We start from the raw sequence: 19847 nt of genomic DNA, 5'->3' as shown, positions 1-19847 counted from the left end.
GCGGCGGGCCGCCTCCGCCGTCCGGTCACAGGCGACCGGACCCCAGCACATCTGACTGAACACCCAACAGAAAGAACTACCGGTATGCAGGTTCACAAGTACGACGTGGTCATCATCGGCGCCGGTGGTGCCGGTATGCGCGCCGCCATCGAGGCCGGTCAGCGCTCCCGCACTGCCGTACTGACCAAGCTGTACCCCACGCGTTCCCACACCGGCGCGGCGCAGGGCGGCATGTGCGCCGCCCTCGCCAACGTCGAGGAGGACAACTGGGAGTGGCACACGTTCGACACCATCAAGGGCGGTGACTACCTGGTCGACCAGGACGCCGCCGAGGTGATGGCCAAGGAGGCCATCGACGCCGTCCTGGACCTCGAGAAGATGGGCCTGCCGTTCAACCGCACCCCCGAGGGCAAGATCGACCAGCGCCGCTTCGGCGGCCACACCCGGGACCACGGCAAGGCCCCCGTGCGCCGCGCCTGCTACGCCGCGGACCGCACCGGCCACATGATCCTCCAGACGCTGTACCAGAACTGCATCAAGCACAACGTGGAGTTCTTCAACGAGTACTACGTCCTGGACCTGATCATGACCGAGGTGGACGGTCAGCGCCGCGTCGCCGGCGTCGTCTCCTACGACCTCGCCTCCGGGGAGCTGCACGTCTTCCAGGCCAAGTCCGTGGTCTTCGCCTCCGGCGGTGCCGGGAAGGTCTTCAAGACGACCTCCAACGCCCACACCCTCACCGGCGACGGCATGGCGATCGCGTTCCGCAACGGCCTGCCCCTCGAGGACATGGAGTTCATCCAGTTCCACCCGACCGGCCTGGCCGGGCTGGGCATCCTCGTCTCCGAGGCGGCCCGCGGCGAGGGCGGGATCCTGCGCAACGCCGACGGCGAGCGGTTCATGGAGCGCTACGCCCCGACCATCAAGGACCTCGCCCCCCGCGACATCGTGGCCCGCTCCATGGCCAACGAGGTGCGAGAGGGCCGCGGCGCCGGGCCGAACAAGGACTACGTGCTGCTCGACCTCACGCACCTCGAGCCGGCGCACATCGACGCGAAGCTGCCCGACATCACGGAGTTCGCCCGCACGTACCTGGGCGTGGAGCCCTACACCGAGCCCGTCCCGGTGTTCCCGACCTGCCACTACGCCATGGGCGGCATCCCGACCAACATCAAGGCCGAGGTCCTCCAGGACAACGAGAACGTGGTCCCGGGCCTGTACGCCGCGGGCGAGGTCGCCTGCGTGTCCGTGCACGGCTCCAACCGCCTGGGCACCAACTCGCTGCTGGACATCAACGTGTTCGGCAAGCGCGCCGGCATCTACGCGGCCGAGTACGCGCAGCAGGCCGAGTTCGTGCCCGTCCCGGACACCGCCCTGGACGGCACCGAGGCGCTGCTCGACAACGCCCGCAACGGCACCGGCACCGAGAAGGTCGCCGCGATCCGCAAGGACCTGCAGGACTCCATGGACCTCAACGTCCAGGTGTTCCGTACCGCCGAGACCCTGCAGGCCGCGCTGGACGACATCGCCGCCCTGGAGGCCCGGTACGCGAACATCTCCATCCAGGACAAGGGCAAGCGCTTCAACCTGGACCTGCTCGAGGCCGTGGAGCTCGGCTTCCTCCTGCAGCTCGCGAAGGTCATGACCGTGGCCGCCCTGCACCGCACCGAGTCCCGCGGCGGGCACTTCCGGGAGGACTTCCCGGATCGCGACGACGACAACTTCATGAAGCACTCGATGGTCTATCTCGACCCCTCCTCCCCCACCGCGGGGATCCGGCAGGAGACGAAGCCCGTCATCTTCACCCGCTACGAGCCCATGGAGCGTAAGTACTGATGTCTACCGCACACACTCCCGACCGGCCCGAGGACGGCCGCAACGACGACCCGCAGGACCGCGCTCCCGAGCACGGCCACGCCCCGGGCCACGACCAGGACGACCGCGCCGGCTACAAGACCGACGCGGACGCCGGGTCCGTCGACGAGCGCAACGAGGCCGAGGCACCGGCCGTGGACCCCGCCGCCGAGAACGCCGACGGCGGGGAGCCCGCCTCCCGCGTGGAGCTTCCCGAGGAGCAGCAGGGCAGCCAGGAGATCCCGACCTTCGACCTCACCCTGCAGATCCGCCGCTACAACCCGGAGGTCTCCGACGAGGTCCGCTGGGACGAGTTCAAGCTCACCATGTACGGCACCGACCGCGTGCTGGACGCCCTGCACAAGGTCAAGTGGGAGATCGATGGCACGCTGGTGTTCCGCCGCTCCTGCGCCCACGGCGTGTGCGGTTCGGACGCCATGCGCATCAACGGCCAGAACCGTCTCGCCTGCAAGGTGCTGCTCAAGGACCTCGACCTGTCCAAGCCCGTCACGGTGGAGCCCATCAAGGGCCTGCCGTGCGAGAAGGACCTGATCGTGGACATGGAGCCGTTCTTCCAGTCCTACCGCGAGATCATGCCGTTCCTGGTGGCCGGCGGCAACGAGCCGACCATGGAGCGCTACCAGTCCCAGGAGGACCGGGCGCGCTTCGACGACACCACCAAGTGCATCCTGTGTGCCGCGTGCACGTCGTCGTGCCCCGTGTTCTGGACCGACGGCCAGTACTTCGGGCCCGCGGCGATCGTCAACGCGCACCGGTTCATCTTCGACTCCCGCGACGACGCCGGGGACCTGCGCCTGGAGATCCTCAACGACAAGGAGGGCGTGTGGCGCTGCCGCACGACCTTCAACTGCACCGAGGCGTGCCCGCGCGGCATCCAGGTCACGAAGGCCATCGCCGAGGTCAAGAACGCCATCCTGAGCCGCTCCATGTGAGCGTGCCCCGAGGCCCCGGCGGCCCGCCCACTGCACGGGGGGCGGGCCGCCGTCGTCCGTGCAGGACGGGAGTTCAGCGGCGTCCGGGCAGGGAGGCCATGGGCACCACGGTGATGGCCACGTTCTCGCCGTCGGGGTGCACCCGCCCGCCGCGCTGGTCGGCGTGCACGATCGCCCCGATCGCCGCCGAGAACAGCAGGATCTGGTTGAACAGGTAGAACCACAGCAGCACGCCGACCACCAGCGCCACCGAGAGCAGGTACGGGTTGGTGGTGGCCCCGGCGATGACCGCGCCCCCGATGTAGCGCAGCGCGAAGTTGCCGGCCGCCGCGGCGAGCACCGTGACGAACAGGGCGCGGCGGGTGATCCGCAGCCCGGCGACGCCCCGCACGAGCTCGAGGGCGAACAGCGCGTCCAGCACGACGACGAGCAGGGTGCTCAGCGCCCACGTCAGCCCGGTGCGCATCCAGTCGGGTCCGCTGCCCCAGCCGAGCTCCCCGGCGGTGTCGAGCAGGAAGCCCAGGAACCCCGAGGCCGCGCCGTTGGCCACGACCGAGAGCGCGAGCAGCACGCCCAGCACGAGCAGGCCCAGCAGGTCGCGCGGCACGGCGGCGATGGGCAGGCCCTGCGCCGGGGGCACCTCGAAGAGCCGGCGGAACGCGAGCCGCACCCCGGAGACCCAGCGCCAGCCGGCGAAGAACAGGACCGCGCCGCCGATCACCGTGGCGAGGGTGAAGGGCCGCGTGTCCTCGAGCAGCTCCAGGGGGACCACTCCCCCGCTCCCGGTGTCGAGCAGGCCGGGCACGCGGTCGGTCACGGCCTGCACCACGGCGTCGCGCACCACGGGGTCGTTGCCGAGGAAGACGCCGATCACGGAGAAGCCCATCACCAGCAGGGCGGTGGACGCGAAGATCAGCACAAAGGACAGGCCGGCCGCCATCAGCGGGCCGCCGTGGAAGAGGTAGTGGAGCACCACGCGGACCGGCATCCGGCGGTACACCTCGGCGAGCGCCGCACCGAGCGCCGAGCCGGCGACCCCGAGGGCGCCGGCTCCCTCGGCCCGCTTCTCGCGCAGCAGCGCCCGCTGGCGCAGGGCCTCGCGCCGCATGCCGTGCCGGTCGACCGCGCGGGGCGGCAGCTCCGGGGCGGGACCGGCGCGGGGACCGGCGCGGGTGCTCATGGCCGGGGCGGCTCAGGGCCGGTCGCGGTCGCGACCCGCGAAGGGGAACTCCTCGCGGATCTTCCAGACGCCGAGGCCGTCGAGCTCGTAGAGGCCGATCCGGTCCACGAGGAACCCGGCGCGGTAGGTCCGCAGCATGTCCTGCGCCCGGTCGAGGTCCTCCTCCTCCACCGACTGGGCGATCGTGACGTGGGGGTGGAACTCGAAGGGGGACGCCGAGACGAGCTGCTCCTCGTGCAGGGCCTCGTGCAGCGCCCGGCACTGCTCCTCGCCCTCCTGGATGCGCAGGTAGACCACCGGGCTCACGGGGCGGAACGTGCCGGTCCCGTTGATCTCCACCCGGAAGGGCTCCCAGTCGCGGGCCACGGAGCGGACCCGCTCCACGACGTCCGCCCAGCGCTCCGCCTGCGGGGCGATCATCAGCGTGATGTGCGCCGGCACGGCGTAGGAGGCGGGGTCCCCGAAGGACGCGCGCCAGTCCTGCAGCTCCCGGCCCACGGGCTCGGGCAGCTCGATCACCACGCCCGCGTACACCTGGCCGGGGCGGATGGTGGGGGACTGCTGCGTACGGGTCAACTCAACTCCTCACAGGACGGGACCCAGCCTAGCCCAGCCCCCCGGACCCGCCCAGACGCGGCAGGAAGCCCATCCGGCCGTAGACCCCCTCCAGGGTCCGGACGGTGATCTCCCGGCCCTTCTCGGCACCCCGGGCCAGGAGGCGGTCCAGTTCCGCCGGGTCGTCCAGCAGCGCGTGGGCTCGCGCCTGGATGGGGTCCAGCGTCTCGGTGACCACCTCGGCCAGTCCCACCTTGAGGTGGCCGTACAGCTTCCCCTCGTACTCCCCCACCACGTCGTCCACGGACCGGCCCGTGAGCGCCGAGTAGATGGTGAGCAGGTTGGCGATGCCCGGCTTCGCGTCGCGGTCGAAGCGGATCTCGGTGCCGTCGTCGGTGACGGCCGACTTGATCTTCTTCGCGTTCTTCTTGGCCGGGTCCAGCAGCCGGATCAGCCCGTTCTCCGACGCGGCGGACTTGGACATCTTGGCGGTGGGGTTCTGCAGGTCGTAGATCTTGGCGGACTCGGCGAGGATCTTCGGGTCCGGGACCACGAACGTGTCCCCGAACCGGGTGTTGAACCGCTGGGCGAGATTGCGGGTCAGCTCGAGGTGCTGGCGCTGGTCCTCGCCCACGGGCACCTGGTGGGCCTGGTAGATCAGGATGTCCGCGGCCATGAGCACCGGGTAGGCGAACAGGCCGACCGTGGCGTTCTCGGCGCCCTGCTTGGCGGACTTGTCCTTGAACTGGGTCATCCGGGACGCCTCGCCGAAGCCCGTGATGCAGTTGAGCGCCCACGCCAGCTGCGCGTGCTCGGGCACGTGGGACTGCACCAGCAGGGTGGAGCGCTCGGGGTCGATGCCCGCGGCGATGTACTGGGCCGCCGTGACGCGGGTCCGCCGGGCCAGTGTGGCCGGGTCCTGCTCGGCGGTGACGGCGTGCAGGTCGGCGACGAAGAACACGCACTCGGACTCGTCCTGCAGGTCCACCCAGTTGCGCACGGCCCCCACGTAGTTGCCGAGGTGCAGGGAGTCCGCCGAGGGCTGCACCCCCGAGACGACACGGGGCTTGCCGGAGTCGGTGGGGACGTCGAACGGTACGGGCTCAGGGGTCACGGTGCGGGGTCCTTCGATCGGGCGTGCGCGGGTGGGGCGCGGAACGGGAACGGGGTCAGAGCTGGTAGTCGACGACCACGGGCGCGTGGTCGGAGAAGCGGGTGTCGTAGCTGGGGGCACGGTCCACCACGGCGGTCACGGCCAGGGCTGCGAGCCCCGGGGTCGCCATGTGGTAGTCGATGCGCCACCCGGCGTCGGTGTCGAAGGCCTTGCCGCGGTAGGACCACCACGTGTACGGCCCGGGGACCGGTCCGGCCAGCTCTCGGGCGACGTCCTTGTACCCGTGCTCGCCGAAGAAGCGGTCGAAGTAGGCCCGCTCCTCGGGCAGGAAGCCGGCGTTCTTGACGTTGCCCTTCCAGTTCTTGATGTCGAGCTCGGTGTGCCCCACGTTGAGGTCGCCGACCACGAGCACGTGGTCGCTGCCGCGGGCGAGCTCGGGCAGCCGCTCGGTCATGACGTCGAGGAAGCGGTACTTGTCGTCCTGGCGGGGGGTGCCGACCTCCCCGGAGTGGACGTAGGCCGAGACCACGGTCAGCGTGGTGCCGTCGGCCAGGGCGTGCTCGGTCTCGACCCACCGGCCCGAGGTCTCGAAGTGCTCGTGGCCGATGGAGCCGCGCCGGGCCGTGGGCAGCAGCGTCCCGCCACGGGCGTCGCGGCGGGTGGCCACGGCCACGCCGGCCCGGCCCTTGTCGGCCGCCTCGGCGTGGTGCACGTCCCACACCTGCTCGTCGAGCAGCTCCCGGACGATCCTGTCGGGGGCGCGGACCTCCTGCAGGCACAGGATGTCGACGTCGCGGCCGGTCAGCCAGTCGGCCATGCCGCGCTTGTAGGCGGCGCGGATGCCGTTGACGTTGACGGTGGCGACGCGCAGGACGTTCTCGGGGCGGGACATGCGGGGGCACCTGGCTTCCGGGTGGTGGCGAACGGGGGTCGTGCTGGTGGGTTCGTGCTGGGAGGGGGCGTGCTTCGGGGCGGAGGGGCGTCAGTCGACCACGGTGCCGCTGAGGGGGTCCTGGCGCAGCATGCTCATCCCATTGCCGGCCGTGACGTCGATCGTGTCGAGGGCGCGGTCCAGCGCCTCGCGCTCGGGGCCCTCGACCGGCAGCGCGGCGAGCTCCTGCTTGATCACCTTGGACTGGACCAGGACGATCTGGAAGCTGTGGGAGAGCTTCTCGTCCCGCATGGAGTCCGCGGCGCCGGAGCGGGTGGCGGCGGGGGCACGGCCGGAGCCGGTGCGCATCTGCTCCCGGGCCTCGTCCACCTGCCGCCGGCCGAACCGGGCGGCCTTGCGGACCATGAGCACCACCCAGGTGGCGAGCAGCAGCCAGCCGAGGGCGATGCCGGCGAGCGTCCAGCCCAGCCACGAGTTCGCGTTCGCGGCCTGCAGCAGCGCCACCACGAAGATGACCACGAGCACGGCCAGTCCGATCACCGTGCCCCACCGGGCGGCGCGGCCGCCGGGCTCGGCGGCCGGGGAGGTGGACGGGGTCGAGGATCCGAGGGAGCGCATGGTCCCCATTGTCTCAAATCCGGGGCCGGGCCACGAACCGGCGCGGGCACCCTCCCGGCGCGGTGCCGGGCGACGGCGACGCCCCCGGGGCCGGGGCTCCGGGGGCGTGCCGCGGTGGACGGTGCTCAGCGGATGCCGGCGTGCCGCTCCGCGGTCTCCACGACGTTGAGCAGCAGCATGGCCCGGGTCATGGGCCCCACCCCGCCGGGGTTCGGCGACATCCAGGAGGCCTTCTGCGCGGCGGCCGGGTCGATGTCGCCGGTGAGCTTCTTCTTCCCCGTCTCCGGGTCCTCCACCCGGGAGACCCCGACGTCGAGGAGCACGACGCCGTCCTTGAGGCTGTCGGCGGTGATCATGTGCGGTCGCCCGGCTGCGGCCACGACGACGTCGGCCTGGGCCAGCAGTTCGTCGAGGTTTCCCGTGCCGGTGTGCGCGAGGGTGACCGTGGCGTTGATCTCCTTGCGGGTCAGCAGCAGTCCGATCGGCCGTCCGACGGTCACTCCGCGGCCCACGACGAGCACGTGCCGGCCCGCGAGGTCCACGTCGTGCCGGCGCAGCAGCTCGACCACCCCGTTGGGCGTGCAGGGCAGCGGGGAGGCCATCGGCTCGGAGACGTTGAGCACGAGGCGGCCGAGGTTGGTCGGGTGCAGCCCGTCGGCGTCCTTGTCCGGGTCGATGCGCTCGAGGATCGCGTTGGTGTCGATCTGGTCCGGCAGCGGCAGCTGGACGATGTAGCCGGTGCACGCGGGGTCCGCGTTGAGCTCGTCGAGGACCCGCTCGAGCTCCGCCTGGGAGACGTCCGAGGGCAGGTCGCGGCGGATCGAGGAGATGCCGATCTCGGCGCAGTCCTTGTGCTTGCCTCCCACGTAGGAGTGCGAGGCGGGGTCGTCGCCCACCAGCACCGTGCCGAGACCGGGGGTGATCCCGCGCTCCGCCAGCACGGCGACGCGTTCGGCGAGCTCGGCCTTGATGGCGGCGGAGGCCGCCCGCCCGTCGAGGACCTGCGCACCCACGCTCACCACTCCTCGAGTCCGTCGTAGAGCGGGAAGTCCTCGGCCAGCCGGTCCACGCGGGCCCGGAGGGCGGGGACGTCGGCCGCGGGCTTGAGGGCGGTGGCGATGATCTCGGCGACCTCCTCGAACTGCGCGGTGCCGAAGCCCCGGGTGGCCAGCGCCGGGGTGCCGATCCGCAGCCCGGAGGTGACCATCGGCGGGCGCGGGTCCCACGGCACGGCGTTGCGGTTGACGGTGATCCCGGCCTGGTGCAGCAGGTCCTCGGCCTGCTTCCCGTCCAGCTCGGAGTGGCGCAGGTCCACCAGGACCAGGTGCACGTCGGTGCCGCCGGTCAGCACGGAGACCCCGGCCTGGGCCACGTCGTCGGCGCCGAGGCGCTCGGCGAGGATGCGGGCGCCCTCGACGGTGCGCTCCTGGCGGGTGCGGAACTCCTCGGTGGCCGCGATCTTGAAGGCCACGGCCTTGCCCGCGATGGCGTGCATGAGGGGTCCGCCCTGCTGGCCCGGGAAGACGGCGGAGTCGATCTTCTTCTTGAGCTCGCCCGTGGTGAGGATCACGCCGGAGCGGGGCCCCGCGAGGGTCTTGTGCACGGTGGAGGTCACCACGTGGGCGTGCGGCACGGGGTTGGCGTGCAGGCCCGCGGCCACGAGGCCCGCGAAGTGGGCCATGTCCACCCACAGCTTCGCCCCGACCTCGTCGGCGACCGAGCGGAACGCCTCGAAGTCCAGCTCCCGCGAGTAGGCGGACCAGCCGGCCACGATGACCTGCGGGCGCTCGGCGAGGGCCTGCTCCCGCACCTTGTCCATGTCGATGGTGTAGGTGTCGGGGTCGACCTCGTAGGCGGCGATCTCGTAGAGCTTGCCGGAGACGTTGAGCTTCATCCCGTGCGTGAGGTGGCCGCCGTGGGCCAGGGAGAGGCCCATCAGCTTGTCGCCGGGGGTCATGAGCGCCTGCATGACGGCCGTGTTGGCCTGGGCGCCGGAGTGCGGCTGCACGTTGGCGTGCTCGGCGCCGAACAGGGCCGTGGCCCGGTCCCGCGCGAGGTTCTCGACCACGTCGACGAACTCGCAGCCGCCGTAGTAGCGGCGCCCGGGATAGCCCTCGGCGTACTTGTTCGTCAGCACCGAGCCCTGCGCCTCGAGGACCGCCCGGGGGGCGAAGTTCTCCGAGGCGATCATCTCGAGGGTGCCGCGCTGGCGTCCGAGCTCGTCGGCGATGGCCGCCGCGATCTCCGGATCGACCTCGGCGAGGGGCTGGTTGGTGACGGACGGGGACGTGCTCGTGGACATGCCGCTCCTGAAGTCGGGGACCTGGGTGGACCGTCTACGAGTTTAGGCGATGGCGCAGCACCAGGTCCTGTCCGGCGTGCGCGGAGCGGCCGACGAGCCGCTCGAGGGGTCCCTGCCCCCGGGCCCGGCGCCAGAGGACGGCGAGGACGGTGCCCACCAGGACGTGCACGAGGAACCACAGCACCGGCTGCTCGTAGTGCAGCTCCAGGAAGAGGCCGAGCAGGTGCGCCGAGTACAGGGTCAGGGTCATCGAGCCGGCCGCGACCAGCGGCAGCAGCACGTGCTGGGCCCGGCGGGCCACCAGGAGGCACAGGCCGAGCACGAGGACGCCCGTGCCCACGCCGCTCAGCAGGGCCGGCGGGGTGTTGGTGTGCGGGCCGGTCACGGCCAGCCACCACCAGGTGGACGTGGGCAGGACGGGGTCCGGGCCGTACACGAGGACGTCCCGGACGTCCTCCCGGCCCAGGAAGGGGCTCGCGGCGAGCAGCCGCTCGATCCCGCCGAGGGGGTGCAGCAGCAGCCAGGAGGTGACGGCGGACGCCGCCGCGAGCGCGGCCCCGCCGAGCAGCAGGCCGATCTGCGTGCGCGCGGCCGAGAGGTCCAGCCGCCCCAGGGCCATGCCCGCCAGGAGGTAGACGAGGTAGGTGAGCCCCGGGTACGAGCCGGTCACGAGCAGCTGGGCGAGGGTGGTGCCCGGCTCGGTGAGGACCTCGGCGAAGCCGGGGTTGTAGACGCCGAACACGGGCAGGACGGGCCCCAGCGAGTGCACCAGCACGGGCCCGAGCACGGCGAGCGCCGCCGCCCAGGCGAGCAGGGCACGCACGGACAGGTGCAGGAAGGGCAGGGCGAGCAGGAAGAACATGCCGTAGTAGACCAGGATGTTGTAGGCGGGCGGATCGCCCGGTGACAGCTGGTTGATCAGCAGACCCAGCACGGCGACGAGCACCGCGCGCACGAGCAGTCCCGCCCGGTCGGCGGTCATCCGCCGGCCCTCGTGCACCCGGGTCCCGCCCGAACCGAGGGCCAGCCCCACTCCGGCGAGCAGTGCGAACAGGGCGGCGGCCCGGCCGGAGAACAGCGTCCACTGGGCGGTGGCCTCGAAGGTCTGCGGGTCCCAGGCCGGCAGGATGTGCACCGAGACCATGCCGAGCAGGGCGAGCCCGCGGGCCGCGTCGATCCCGACCAGGCGCCGGCCGGCGCGAGCGCCCGCCGACGGCTCCGCGGTCCGGGCATCCCCGACCGGGTGGTGGGTGTGCAGCATGACGGTGGTTCCCCTCTCGTGACGCCCTGCGGGCTCCTGCCCGCAGGGTGCGGGCGCCCGGGCCCGGCTTCCGGGTCCACTCCAGCAGACGGGGATGTGGCGCTCTTATCGGCTTCCTGTGCCGTGCCTGTGAAGTGCCTCCGCGAAGGAGCGGGGGCCGGGTCCGGCGCTACGCTGAGGACGGTCCGAGGACGCCGGCGCCGCCGGCGGGGACGAGGAGGGAGCCCCCGTGACCGAGCCCGTGCAGCGGCCCACCGCCGTGGACCTCCCCCGACTGCGGCACCCCGACGGCGCACCGGTGCGCGCCCTCGTCGTCGACGACGAGCCGCTGCTGGCCCAGATGGTGTCCATGGGCCTGTCGATGCTGGGCTGGCAGGTGCGCTCCGCCCACGACGGCGACGCCGCGGTGGTCGAGGCCCGTGCCTTCCGGCCCGACGTGCTGGTGCTGGACGTCATGCTCCCGGGCTGCTCCGGGGTCGAGGTGCTCGAGCGGATCCGCTCCTTCTCCCCCACCGTCCCGGCCCTGTTCCTCACCGCGAAGGACAGCACCGAGGACCGCATCACCGGCCTCGCGGCGGGCGGGGACGACTACGTGACGAAACCGTTCGACATGGAGGAGCTGCTGCTGCGGCTGCACCGCCTGGTGCAGCGCGCGGGCATCGCCCACCCGGACGCCGCGGAGCTGGTCGTGGGCGACCTCGTGCTCAACGCGGACACCCGGGAGGTCCACCGCGGCGGCGACGAGATCCCGTTGACCGCCACCCAGTTCGACCTGCTGCGCTGCCTCATGGAGAACGCGCGCCGGGTGCTCAGCAAGCCGCAGCTCCTCGAGCAGGTCTGGGGCTACGACTTCGGCGGCCAGACCAACGTCGTGGAGCTCTACATCTCGTACCTGCGCAAGAAGCTCGACGCCGGCCGCCCGCCCATGATCCACACGGTGCGCGGCGCCGGCTACGTCCTCAAACCGGCCGAGTGAGCACCCGCCGATGAGCACCGTCCGATGAGCACCGAGGGCACCGACGCCCGGCCACGGGGGGCCGGCCTCGGCCGGGCGCTGCAGCTGCGCACCAAACTGCTGCTGACGGTCCTGGCGCTGCTGACCGTCGCCTGCGCGGCCGTGGGCGCCCTGGGCCTCGCGGCCCTCAACGTGTCCCTGGGCGAGCAGCTGGACCGCCAGGTCCGGGACGCCTCCTTCCGCGCGATCGAGCACGGGGTCCGGGCCGCCGCCGGGCCCTCGGAGGAGCTCGAGGCCATGATGGAGGTCCCCGCGCAGGGCGCGGGCACCCTCAACGCCCGGATCGTCGACGGAGAGGTGGTGCGCGCCGGGCTCTTCGCGGCCGACGGGACACGGCAGGAACTGACCGACGCGGACCGGCAGCGCATCGGGGAGCTCGTGACGGAGCTCGGCGCGGAGTCGGACGAGGACGGGGGCGAGCAGTGGGGTCCCGTGGACGTGGAGCTGGCCGTGGGCGGCTACCGCGTGCTGGTGGTCGACGACCCGTGGGACTGGGGGCTCGTGCTGACCGGTCTGCCGCTGGCCGACAAGGAGGACACCCTGCGCAGCTTCGGGGTGAGCACCGCGGCGATCTCGACCGGCGCCATCGCCGCCACGGGGCTGCTCGGGCTCGTCGTCGTCCGGCGCACCCTGCGCCCCGTGGAACGGCTCTCCGACGTGGCGACCCGGGTCTCGGAGCTCGACCTCGACCACGGGGAGGTGGTCCTCCCGGTCGGGGCCGTGGCGCCGGCCGCGCACCCCGACACGGAGGTGGGCCGGCTCGGCCACGCCTTCGGGCGCATGCTGGACAACGTCGGCCACGCCCTCATCGCCCGCCAGCTCAGCGAGACGCGCGTGCGCCGGTTCGTGGCCGACGCCAGCCACGAGCTGCGCACCCCGCTGGCCAGCATCCGCGGCTACGCGGAGCTGATCCGGCTCTCGGAGCCGATGAGCCCGCAGGGCCGCAGCTCGCTGTCCCGGGTGGAGTCCGAGGCGGCGCGGATGACCGCGCTCGTCGAGGACCTGCTGCTGCTCGCGCGCCTGGACGAGGGCCGGGCGGTGGTCACCGAGGACGTCGACCTGCTCGAGCTGGTGGTCGAGACGGTCAGCGACCTCCGGGTCGCGGCACCCGGCCACGTCTGGCGCCTCGAGCTGCCCGACGAGCCCGTGCTCGTCCGGGGCGACCCGGCCCAGCTGCGCCAGGTGCTCATCAACCTGCTCGCCAACGCCCACCAGCACACACCCGCCGGCACGACGGTCACGACGTCCCTCGGCACCGGCCCCGGCCGCGGGCCGGAGACCGGGGGCGAGGCCGTGCTCGCCGTGGGCGACGACGGTCCCGGCATCGGCGCCGACTTCCTCGAGCACATCTTCGCCCGCTTCGCCCGGGAGGACCACTCCCGCGCCGGGTCCTCCCGGGGGGCGGGTCTCGGGCTCTCGATCGTGGAGGCCATCGTGCGCGCCCACCACGGGCGGATCGACGTCAGCAGCCTCCCGGGCAGCACCAGGTTCACCGTCCGGCTGCCGATGGCGGACCGCTGAGCGGACGCGGCTTGCCCCTGGGGCTCCCGGGCCGTTTAATGAGCTGGTCAGGAACCGTCGGCACGGACGGCCGTCTCCGCTCCAGTGCCAAACCGCAACGCCGCGTCCGGGGTCCGTCGCGTGCCGTCTGCTGGGGTTTCTCCGTGCGGTTCCGGGGGCCACGGAAACCGCACCCACCTTCCGGAGGAACTCTCGTGAACGCACTGCCCACCGCCCCGTTCACTGCGTCCCTGCCGCGCATCCACAGCTCGGACGAACCTGCGCATGCGGTCGACCAGCTGCGCATCCCCCACGAGGCCGTGATCTTCGACATGGACGGGGTGGTCACCGACACCGCCGCCGTGCACGCGGCGGCCTGGAAGACCCTCTTCGACGCGATCCTCGCCGACGACCGGCTCGAGCCCGCCGAGGAGGGCACCACGGTGGACCGGCGGCCCTTCGACGCCGACGCGGACTACCGCCACTACGTGGACGGAAGGCGGCGCGAGGACGGCATCCGCTCCTTGCTCGCCGCCCGGGGCGCACGCCTGCCCGAGGGCGACGAGACCCCGGGGGCGTGGACCGTGCAGGGCCAGGCCGTGCTGAAGAACACCTACTTCCAGGACGCCCTGCAGGTCCAGGGCGTGCGGGTCTTCGAGCGGACCGTGGCGCTCATCGAGCGGCTGCGCACGGCGGGGGTGCCGGTGGGCCTCGTGACCGCGAGCCGCAACAGCGTCCCCGTGCTGGCGGCGGCCGGCCTCCAGGACTCCTTCGACATCATCGTGGACGGCCACTTCGCCGCCGAGCACGGGCTGCCCGGCAAGCCGGCGCCCGACACGTTCCTGACCTGCGCGAAGATGCTCGGGGTGAACCCGGCCCGGTCCGTGGTGGTGGAGGACGCCGTCTCCGGGGTGCAGGCCGCGGCCGCCGGCGGCTTCGGCATGGTGGTGGGCATCCGCCGCCACGGCGAGCGCAACGACCTGTACCGGGCGGGGGCCACGCTCGTGCTCAACGACGTCGGCGAGCTCGACCTCGGCACCCGCCGCGACGACCCCTGGAAGCTGGTCTTCGAGGGCTTCGACCCGGCCACCGAGGCCCGGCGGGAGACCCTGCTGACGCTGGCGAACGGCTACATGGGCGTGCGCGGGTCCGCCTGCGAGTTCCCCGACAACGGGGTGCACTACCCCGGCAACTACCTGGCCGGCGTCTTCAATCGGGTGGTGAGCCACCTGAGCGGCCGCGACGTCGAGCACGAGTCCATGGTCAACGCCCCCAACTGGACCCACCTGGACCTGCGGGTTTCCGGCGGCGACTGGTGGTCGGAGGGCGGGCTGCTCCCGTCCGACGAGCGGGTCGAGCTCGACCTGCGCCGCGGCCTGCTCATCCGGTCCCTGACCCTCACCGACCTCAACGGCGACCGGGGCGAGGACGGCGCCCGCGCCCGGCTGGAGATCGTCCAGCGCCGCCTCGTGTCGCTGCGCTTCCGCCACCTGGGGGCGCAGGAGACCACCGTGACCGCCCGGGGGTTCTCCGGGCGGCTGCACCTGCGCACGGGCATCGACCCCAGTGTGCGCAACAACGGGGTCGCGGAGTACCAGGACCTCAACGACCACCACCTCGTGGACCTCGAGTCGACGTCCCTGCCCGACGACCACGAGACCCTGCTCTCCCACGTGCGCACCACCCAGTCGAAGATCGAGATCACCACGGCCCAGCGCACCACCATCGAGGGCGGCCAGAACGTCCGGGAGCGCCGCGAGATCCGCCCCGGCGGCACCGAGTTCCGCCGCCACCAGGTCAACATCTCCGACGGCCGTCCGGTGATCATCGACTCGACCACGGCGGTGGTCACGAGCCGCGACGCGGCCATCGGCTCGCCCCGTGAGGGCGCCCTCGCGGAGCTGGACCGCAACCCCAGCGGCGTCCGGGGCCTGCTGCCCTCGCACGAGATCGAGTGGTCGCTGCTGTGGGACCGCTTCGACGTGGACGTGTGCCCGGACCCGGAGGCCGGCACCGGGGAGCTGTGCCTGACCCAGCTGGCGCTGCGGGTGCACCTGTTCCACGTGGCCCAGACCCTGGCGCCGCACATGTCCCTGCGCGACGCCGGCGTCCCGGCCCGGGGCCTGCACGGCGAGGGCTACCGGGGGCACATCTTCTGGGACGAGCTCTACATCCTCCCCGTGGTCAACCTGCACCAGCCCCAGGTGACGCGCGCGCTGCTCTCCTACCGGTGGCGCCGGCTGGCCATGGCGAAGCACCGGGCCACCGAGTTCGGGCTCGAGGGCGCGGCGTTCCCCTGGCAGTCGGGCTCGGACGGCCGGGAGGAGACCCCGCCGGAGCTGTTCAACCACCACTCCAACCGGTGGCTGCCGGACAACTCGTGGCGGCAGTTCCACGTGGGCCTCGCGATCGCGTACAACGCCTGGATCTACTACGAGACCACCGGTGACATCGACTGGCTGGCGGGACAGGGCTCGGAGCTGATCGTCGGGATCACCCGCCTGTTCGCTTCCCTCACCGACTACGACCCCGCGGACGGCCGCTACCACATCGCCGGCGTGATGGGCCCCGACGAGTACCACGACGGCCCGCGCGGCCAGCACGGCGGCGGCCTGAAGGACAACGCCTACACGAACGTGCTGGCGGCCTGGCTGTTCCGGCACAGCGCCCACATCTTCAACGACATGGTCGAGCACCAGCGGGAGGAGCTCTCCGCGCGCTTCGACCTCTCGGCCGAGGAGGTCGGGACCTGGCAGCGGATGGCCGAGCGGATGTTCGTGCCGTTCAACGCGGACGGCACCATCAGCCAGTTCCACGGCTACGACGACCTCGACGAGCTGGACTGGGAGTACTACCGGACCAAGTACCGCAACATCGGCCGCCTCGACCTCCTGCTGGAGAACGAGGGCGACATGACCAACAACTACAAGCTGGCCAAGCAGGCCGACACGATCATGCTGGTCTACCTCTTCGGTCCCGACGGTCTCGTCGAGGAGCTCGGACGGATGGGCTACGAGGTGGACCACGCCGCCATCGAGCGCACCGTCGACTTCTACATCGCGCGGTCCTCGCACGGCTCCTCCCTCTCCCGGGTGGTCAACGCCTCGGTGCTCGCGTGGCTGCACCCGGACCGTTCGTGGTCGTCGTTCCAGGACGCCCTGCTGGTCGACCTCGACGACACCCAGGGCGGGACCACGGGCGAGGGCATCCACCTGGGGGCCATGGCCGGCTCCGTCGACGTCGTGACCCGCGCCTACGCGGGGCTGCGCGTGCGGGGCGGGTGGCTCGAGTTCGACCCGGCCCTGCCGAGCCAGCTGGCGACGCTCACGTTCACCGTGCTGTACCGCGGGCAGGTGATCCGGGTCTGCATCGACCACCACGTCCTGGAGCTCGAGGGGGCCTCCCGCCGCGCGGACGACGTCACGATCCACGTGCACGGCGCGGAGTACGTGCTCAAGGGCGGCCAGAAGATCCGGGTGGCCCTCCAGCACGGGCACCAGCGTTCCGCGCGACCGGCCGTCACCCGGCAGGGCGCCTGAGCCGCGGGGCCGCCGCTAGGCTGGGCCCATGGCACACTCCACGACGCCCGGCCTGGTCCTCCCGCACGCGGGGCACGAGCCCCGGATCGACTCCTCCGCCTTCGTGGCCCCGACCGCCACGGTCGTGGGCGACGTCGAGCTCGGGCCGGAGTCCGGGGTCTTCTACGGCGCCGTGGTGCGCGGGGACCGCTCCCCCGTCCGGCTGGGCGCGCGGTCGAACCTGCAGGACAACGTGGTGGTCCACTCGGACCCCGGCCACGCCTGCACGATCGGCGCGGACGTGAGCGTCGGCCACGGCGCCGTGGTGCACGGCTGCACCGTGGAGGACGAGGTCCTGGTCGGGATGAACGCGACCGTCCTCAACGGCGCCGTGATCGGCACGGGCTCGCTGGTCGCCGCGGGCGCCGTCGTCCTCGAGGGCACCGTGGTGCCGCCCCGGTCCCTGGTGGCCGGGGTGCCGGCCAAGGTCCGGCGCGAGCTCATGCAGGAGGAGCAGGAGAAGGTCCGCGCCAACGCGAGGACCTACGTGCAGCTCTCCGCCGAGCACCGCCGGCTCAACGCCTGACCCGACCCCCGCCCCGTCACCCGATCACTGCGCCGCGAGGGTGCGCGCGTAGTCCAGGTAGGCCCCGTGGTCGAAGCCGGGCAGCAGGCACGACTGCACCACCCAGCCCTGCAGCACCGAGAGGATGGCCTGGGCGAACATCCCGGCCCACTCCCGTGCCGCGTCGGCGTCGAGCCCCAGGTCCTCGACCGCCCAGCGCCCGTAGCGCTCCTCGACCCGGTCCCGCACGCGCCCCAGGTGCTCTCCGGCCAGCGCGGCCAGGCCGGGGTCGCTCACCGCCCCGCCCCACGTGATGAGCAGCAGGCGGGTGGTGGCGGGGTCCGCGGCCAGCCGCTCCAGCAGCCCCACGACCCACGCGGCGGGGTCGGCGCCGGGCTCGTCGTCCGCGGCCTCGAGGACTTTGTCCAGGGCCGCGCGGGCGGCCGCCGCCACGAGCTCCTGCTTGCTCGGGAAGTGGTTGTACAGCGCTCCCGCGGACAGCCCCGTGGCGGCGATGATGCGGTGCATCGACGCCCCCTCGAAGCCGTGCTCCAGGAAGCAGGCGCTGGCGGCGGCCACGATCTCGCGGCGTCGCTCGTCCTTGTACTGCTGGCTCACCCGGGGCACGGCACCACTCTAGGCCACGAACGGTCGTTCGATCGGTGCGCCGCCGGGGCGGGGGCGAGGTGCCGGGCGCGGAGCACCGGGCGGCGTGGCAGAATGCGCCCATGCCCGCCCAGACCCTCAGTCCGTTCGTCGCCGCCTCCCTCGACGCGGCCCACCTGGACGACCCCGGCACCGCGACGGGCCGCACGCTCGGGTGGGGCGTGGTCAGCACCGCCGACATCGCCGAGAAGGTGGTGCCGGACATCGCGGCGCTGCCCGACGCCCGGCTCGTCGCCGTGAGCTCGCGGGACCAGGGCCGCGCCGAGGACTTCGCCCGCCGGCACGGGGTGGAACGAGCCTACGGCAGCACCGCCACGACCACGGGCCTGGACCGTCTCGCGGCCGATCCGGACGTGGAGATCGTCTACGTGGCCACCCCGCACGGCTACCACCACCGGGACGTCTCGGCGCTGCTGAGGGCCGGCAAGCACGTGGTGTGCGAGAAGGCCCTCGCCATGACCGCCGCGGAGGTGCGGGACCTGTTCCGCCTGGCCCGCGAGCACGGCGTCTTCCTCATGGAGGCCGTCTGGACCCGCATGACCCCCGGCTTCCGCACGGCGATGCGCTGGGTCCGGGAGGGCCGGCTGGGCCGGGTGCGCTCGGTCGACGGGTCCATCGGCATGCACCGGCCCCTCGACCCGGCCCACCGGCTGTTCCGGAGGGCGGACGGCGGCGGGGTGCTGCTGGACATGATGGTCTACCCCCTGACCTGGACCTCCGCCCTGCTGGGAGCCCCGGAGCGCTGGAGCGCCCGGGCCGAGCTCGGCACCACGGACGTGGACCTGGACACCGCCCTGACCTTGGACTTCGGGCACGGCCGGGCCCACGTGAGCGGCACCCTGTCCTCCACGGTCCCCCACCAGATGACGATCAGCGGCACGGAGGGCTGGCTGCGCGTGGACGGCCGGATCAACTGCCCGACCACCCTGGTGCTGCAGACCGCCGGCGGCGCCCGCGGCGGCCGCACCCCCGTCGTGGAGCACGTGGACGTGGCGGGCGCGGGATACGTCTTCGAGATGCGGGAGGCCACCCGCTGCGTGCAGCACGGCCTGCTCGAGTCCCCCGTCATGCCGTGGGCCGACTCCCTCGAGCTCGTGGAGCTCTTCGACCGGGTGCGGGAGCGGATCGGCGTGCGGTACCCCCACGACGTCCGCTGACGGACGGTTCGCCCTGGGCGATGCGGGCCCGGACCTGTTGAAGACCTCCGAGGGCGGAACTATCATGATCAACAGTTGAGTTGGTTCGACTCAACTAAATGTCGAAGACATTGCTCATATGGTTGAGGAGATGATTGACGTGGCCACGATGTTCACCCCGTTCAACGATTTCGACCGGCTCGCCGCTTCGCTGTTCGCCCGGCAGGGCCTGCGCGAGATGCCCATGGACCTGTACCGGGACGGCGACCAGTACATCCTGCGGGCGGACCTGCCCGGCATCGACCCGGAGAGCGTCGACGTCGACGTCGACGGCCAGCTGCTGACCATCCGGGCGGAGCGGGAGCTGCCCGAGGTCCAGGACGTCCAGTGGATCACCCGGGAGCGGCAGAGCTCCTCGTTCGTGCGCCAGCTCAACCTGGGCCAGGGCATCGACATCCAGAACATCGCCGCGAACTACGACAACGGCGTGCTCACGGTGACGATCCCCGTCTCGGCACAGGCCAAGCCGCGCAAGATCCAGGTGGTCTCCGGCCAGGGCGAGCAGCAGGCCCTGGGCGAGGGCGGGGAGGACTCCGGCGACCGCGTGATCGGCGAGGGCGAGCTCGTCAACGGCGCCGACTCCACCCAGTCCACCGAGGGCTGAGCCCGTCCCGGCCGGGAGCGGTCCCGCACCGGCAGGGACGCCAGGACGGCGGGC

General features: G+C 72.4%; 17 protein-coding genes. 8 read left to right on the top strand and 9 right to left on the bottom strand.

The features are described 5' to 3' along the window. Positions 1–84 precede the first annotated feature (84 nt). Positions 85–1836, top strand: coding sequence for a succinate dehydrogenase flavoprotein subunit (gene sdhA / locus ACH9D2_RS05935; RefSeq protein WP_396361876.1), 1752 nt, complete (start codon positions 85–87; stop codon positions 1834–1836). After that, positions 1836–2807 (top strand): succinate dehydrogenase iron-sulfur subunit, encoded by a 972-nt coding sequence (locus ACH9D2_RS05930; RefSeq protein ID WP_396361874.1) that lies wholly within the window; start codon positions 1836–1838, stop codon positions 2805–2807. The genes sdhA and ACH9D2_RS05930 overlap by 1 nt, the downstream gene beginning before the upstream one ends. A 73-nt stretch (positions 2808–2880) precedes the next feature. On the opposite strand, the gene ACH9D2_RS05925 is transcribed toward ACH9D2_RS05930, so the two are convergent. The 8 genes from ACH9D2_RS05925 to ACH9D2_RS05890 form a co-directional block, all read right to left on the bottom strand. Next, the gene (locus ACH9D2_RS05925) at positions 2881–3987 is read right to left on the bottom strand and encodes a YhjD/YihY/BrkB family envelope integrity protein (RefSeq protein ID WP_396361873.1); all 1107 of its coding nucleotides are present in this window, start codon (positions 3985–3987) and stop codon (positions 2881–2883) included. Between the two features lie 12 nt (positions 3988–3999). Then, positions 4000–4563 carry a 2'-5' RNA ligase family protein gene (locus ACH9D2_RS05920; RefSeq protein WP_396361871.1) on the bottom strand — a complete coding sequence of 188 codons (564 nt, stop codon included), beginning with the start codon at positions 4561–4563 and terminating at the stop codon, positions 4000–4002. 28 nt (positions 4564–4591) lie between these two features. Then, a complete protein-coding gene (trpS, locus tag ACH9D2_RS05915) occupies positions 4592–5656 on the bottom strand; it encodes a tryptophan--tRNA ligase (RefSeq protein WP_396361870.1) in 1065 nt (354 codons plus the stop codon). Positions 5657–5711: 55 nt separating this feature from the next. Continuing rightward, positions 5712–6548: an exodeoxyribonuclease III gene (locus ACH9D2_RS05910; protein WP_396361868.1), complete on the bottom strand. Its 837-nt coding sequence runs from the start codon at positions 6546–6548 to the stop codon at positions 5712–5714. Between the two features lie 90 nt (positions 6549–6638). Further along, complete coding sequence (locus ACH9D2_RS05905; RefSeq protein ID WP_396361867.1) at positions 6639–7166, bottom strand: hypothetical protein; 528 nt, start codon at positions 7164–7166, stop codon at positions 6639–6641. Between the two features lie 125 nt (positions 7167–7291). Continuing rightward, positions 7292–8179, bottom strand: a complete 888-nt coding sequence (locus ACH9D2_RS05900) for a bifunctional methylenetetrahydrofolate dehydrogenase/methenyltetrahydrofolate cyclohydrolase (RefSeq protein ID WP_396361865.1) — start codon at positions 8177–8179, stop codon at positions 7292–7294. Between the two features lie 2 nt (positions 8180–8181). After that, positions 8182–9468, bottom strand: a complete 1287-nt coding sequence (glyA, locus tag ACH9D2_RS05895) for a serine hydroxymethyltransferase (RefSeq protein ID WP_396361863.1) — start codon at positions 9466–9468, stop codon at positions 8182–8184. Between the two features lie 34 nt (positions 9469–9502). Further along, positions 9503–10729: a heparan-alpha-glucosaminide N-acetyltransferase domain-containing protein gene (locus ACH9D2_RS05890; RefSeq protein WP_396361861.1), complete on the bottom strand. Its 1227-nt coding sequence runs from the start codon at positions 10727–10729 to the stop codon at positions 9503–9505. A 229-nt stretch (positions 10730–10958) separates the two neighbouring features. On the opposite strand from ACH9D2_RS05890, the gene ACH9D2_RS05885 reads away from it, so the two are divergent. The 4 genes from ACH9D2_RS05885 (at position 10959) to ACH9D2_RS05870 (ending at position 17348) form a co-directional block, all read left to right on the top strand. Continuing rightward, positions 10959–11705 (top strand): response regulator transcription factor, encoded by a 747-nt coding sequence (locus tag ACH9D2_RS05885; protein WP_396361860.1) that lies wholly within the window; start codon positions 10959–10961, stop codon positions 11703–11705. Positions 11706–11729: 24 nt separating this feature from the next. After that, a complete protein-coding gene (locus ACH9D2_RS05880; RefSeq protein ID WP_396361858.1) occupies positions 11730–13265 on the top strand; it encodes a HAMP domain-containing sensor histidine kinase in 1536 nt (511 codons plus the stop codon). A 194-nt stretch (positions 13266–13459) separates the two neighbouring features. Further along, positions 13460–16783: a beta-phosphoglucomutase family hydrolase gene (locus ACH9D2_RS05875; protein WP_396361856.1), complete on the top strand. Its 3324-nt coding sequence runs from the start codon at positions 13460–13462 to the stop codon at positions 16781–16783. A 28-nt stretch (positions 16784–16811) separates the two neighbouring features. Beyond that, positions 16812–17348: a gamma carbonic anhydrase family protein gene (locus ACH9D2_RS05870; protein ID WP_396361855.1), complete on the top strand. Its 537-nt coding sequence runs from the start codon at positions 16812–16814 to the stop codon at positions 17346–17348. A 24-nt stretch (positions 17349–17372) separates the two neighbouring features. On the opposite strand, the gene ACH9D2_RS05865 is transcribed toward ACH9D2_RS05870, so the two are convergent. After that, positions 17373–17954 (bottom strand): TetR family transcriptional regulator, encoded by a 582-nt coding sequence (locus ACH9D2_RS05865; protein ID WP_396361853.1) that lies wholly within the window; start codon positions 17952–17954, stop codon positions 17373–17375. A gap of 101 nt (positions 17955–18055) precedes the next feature. Between ACH9D2_RS05865 and ACH9D2_RS05860 the strand changes: the two genes are divergently transcribed. Both ACH9D2_RS05860 and ACH9D2_RS05855 read left to right on the top strand, forming a co-directional pair. Then, positions 18056–19150: a Gfo/Idh/MocA family protein gene (locus tag ACH9D2_RS05860; protein ID WP_396361852.1), complete on the top strand. Its 1095-nt coding sequence runs from the start codon at positions 18056–18058 to the stop codon at positions 19148–19150. Between the two features lie 118 nt (positions 19151–19268). Then, positions 19269–19793: an Hsp20 family protein gene (locus ACH9D2_RS05855; protein ID WP_396361850.1), complete on the top strand. Its 525-nt coding sequence runs from the start codon at positions 19269–19271 to the stop codon at positions 19791–19793. The last annotated feature ends 54 nt before the right edge of the window (positions 19794–19847 follow it).

It is taken from the genome of Kocuria rhizosphaericola (assembly GCF_044462205.1).
Lineage (GTDB): Bacteria > Actinomycetota > Actinomycetes > Actinomycetales > Micrococcaceae > Kocuria > Kocuria rhizosphaericola.
This window is presented reverse-complemented; position numbering and strand designations above follow the sequence as displayed.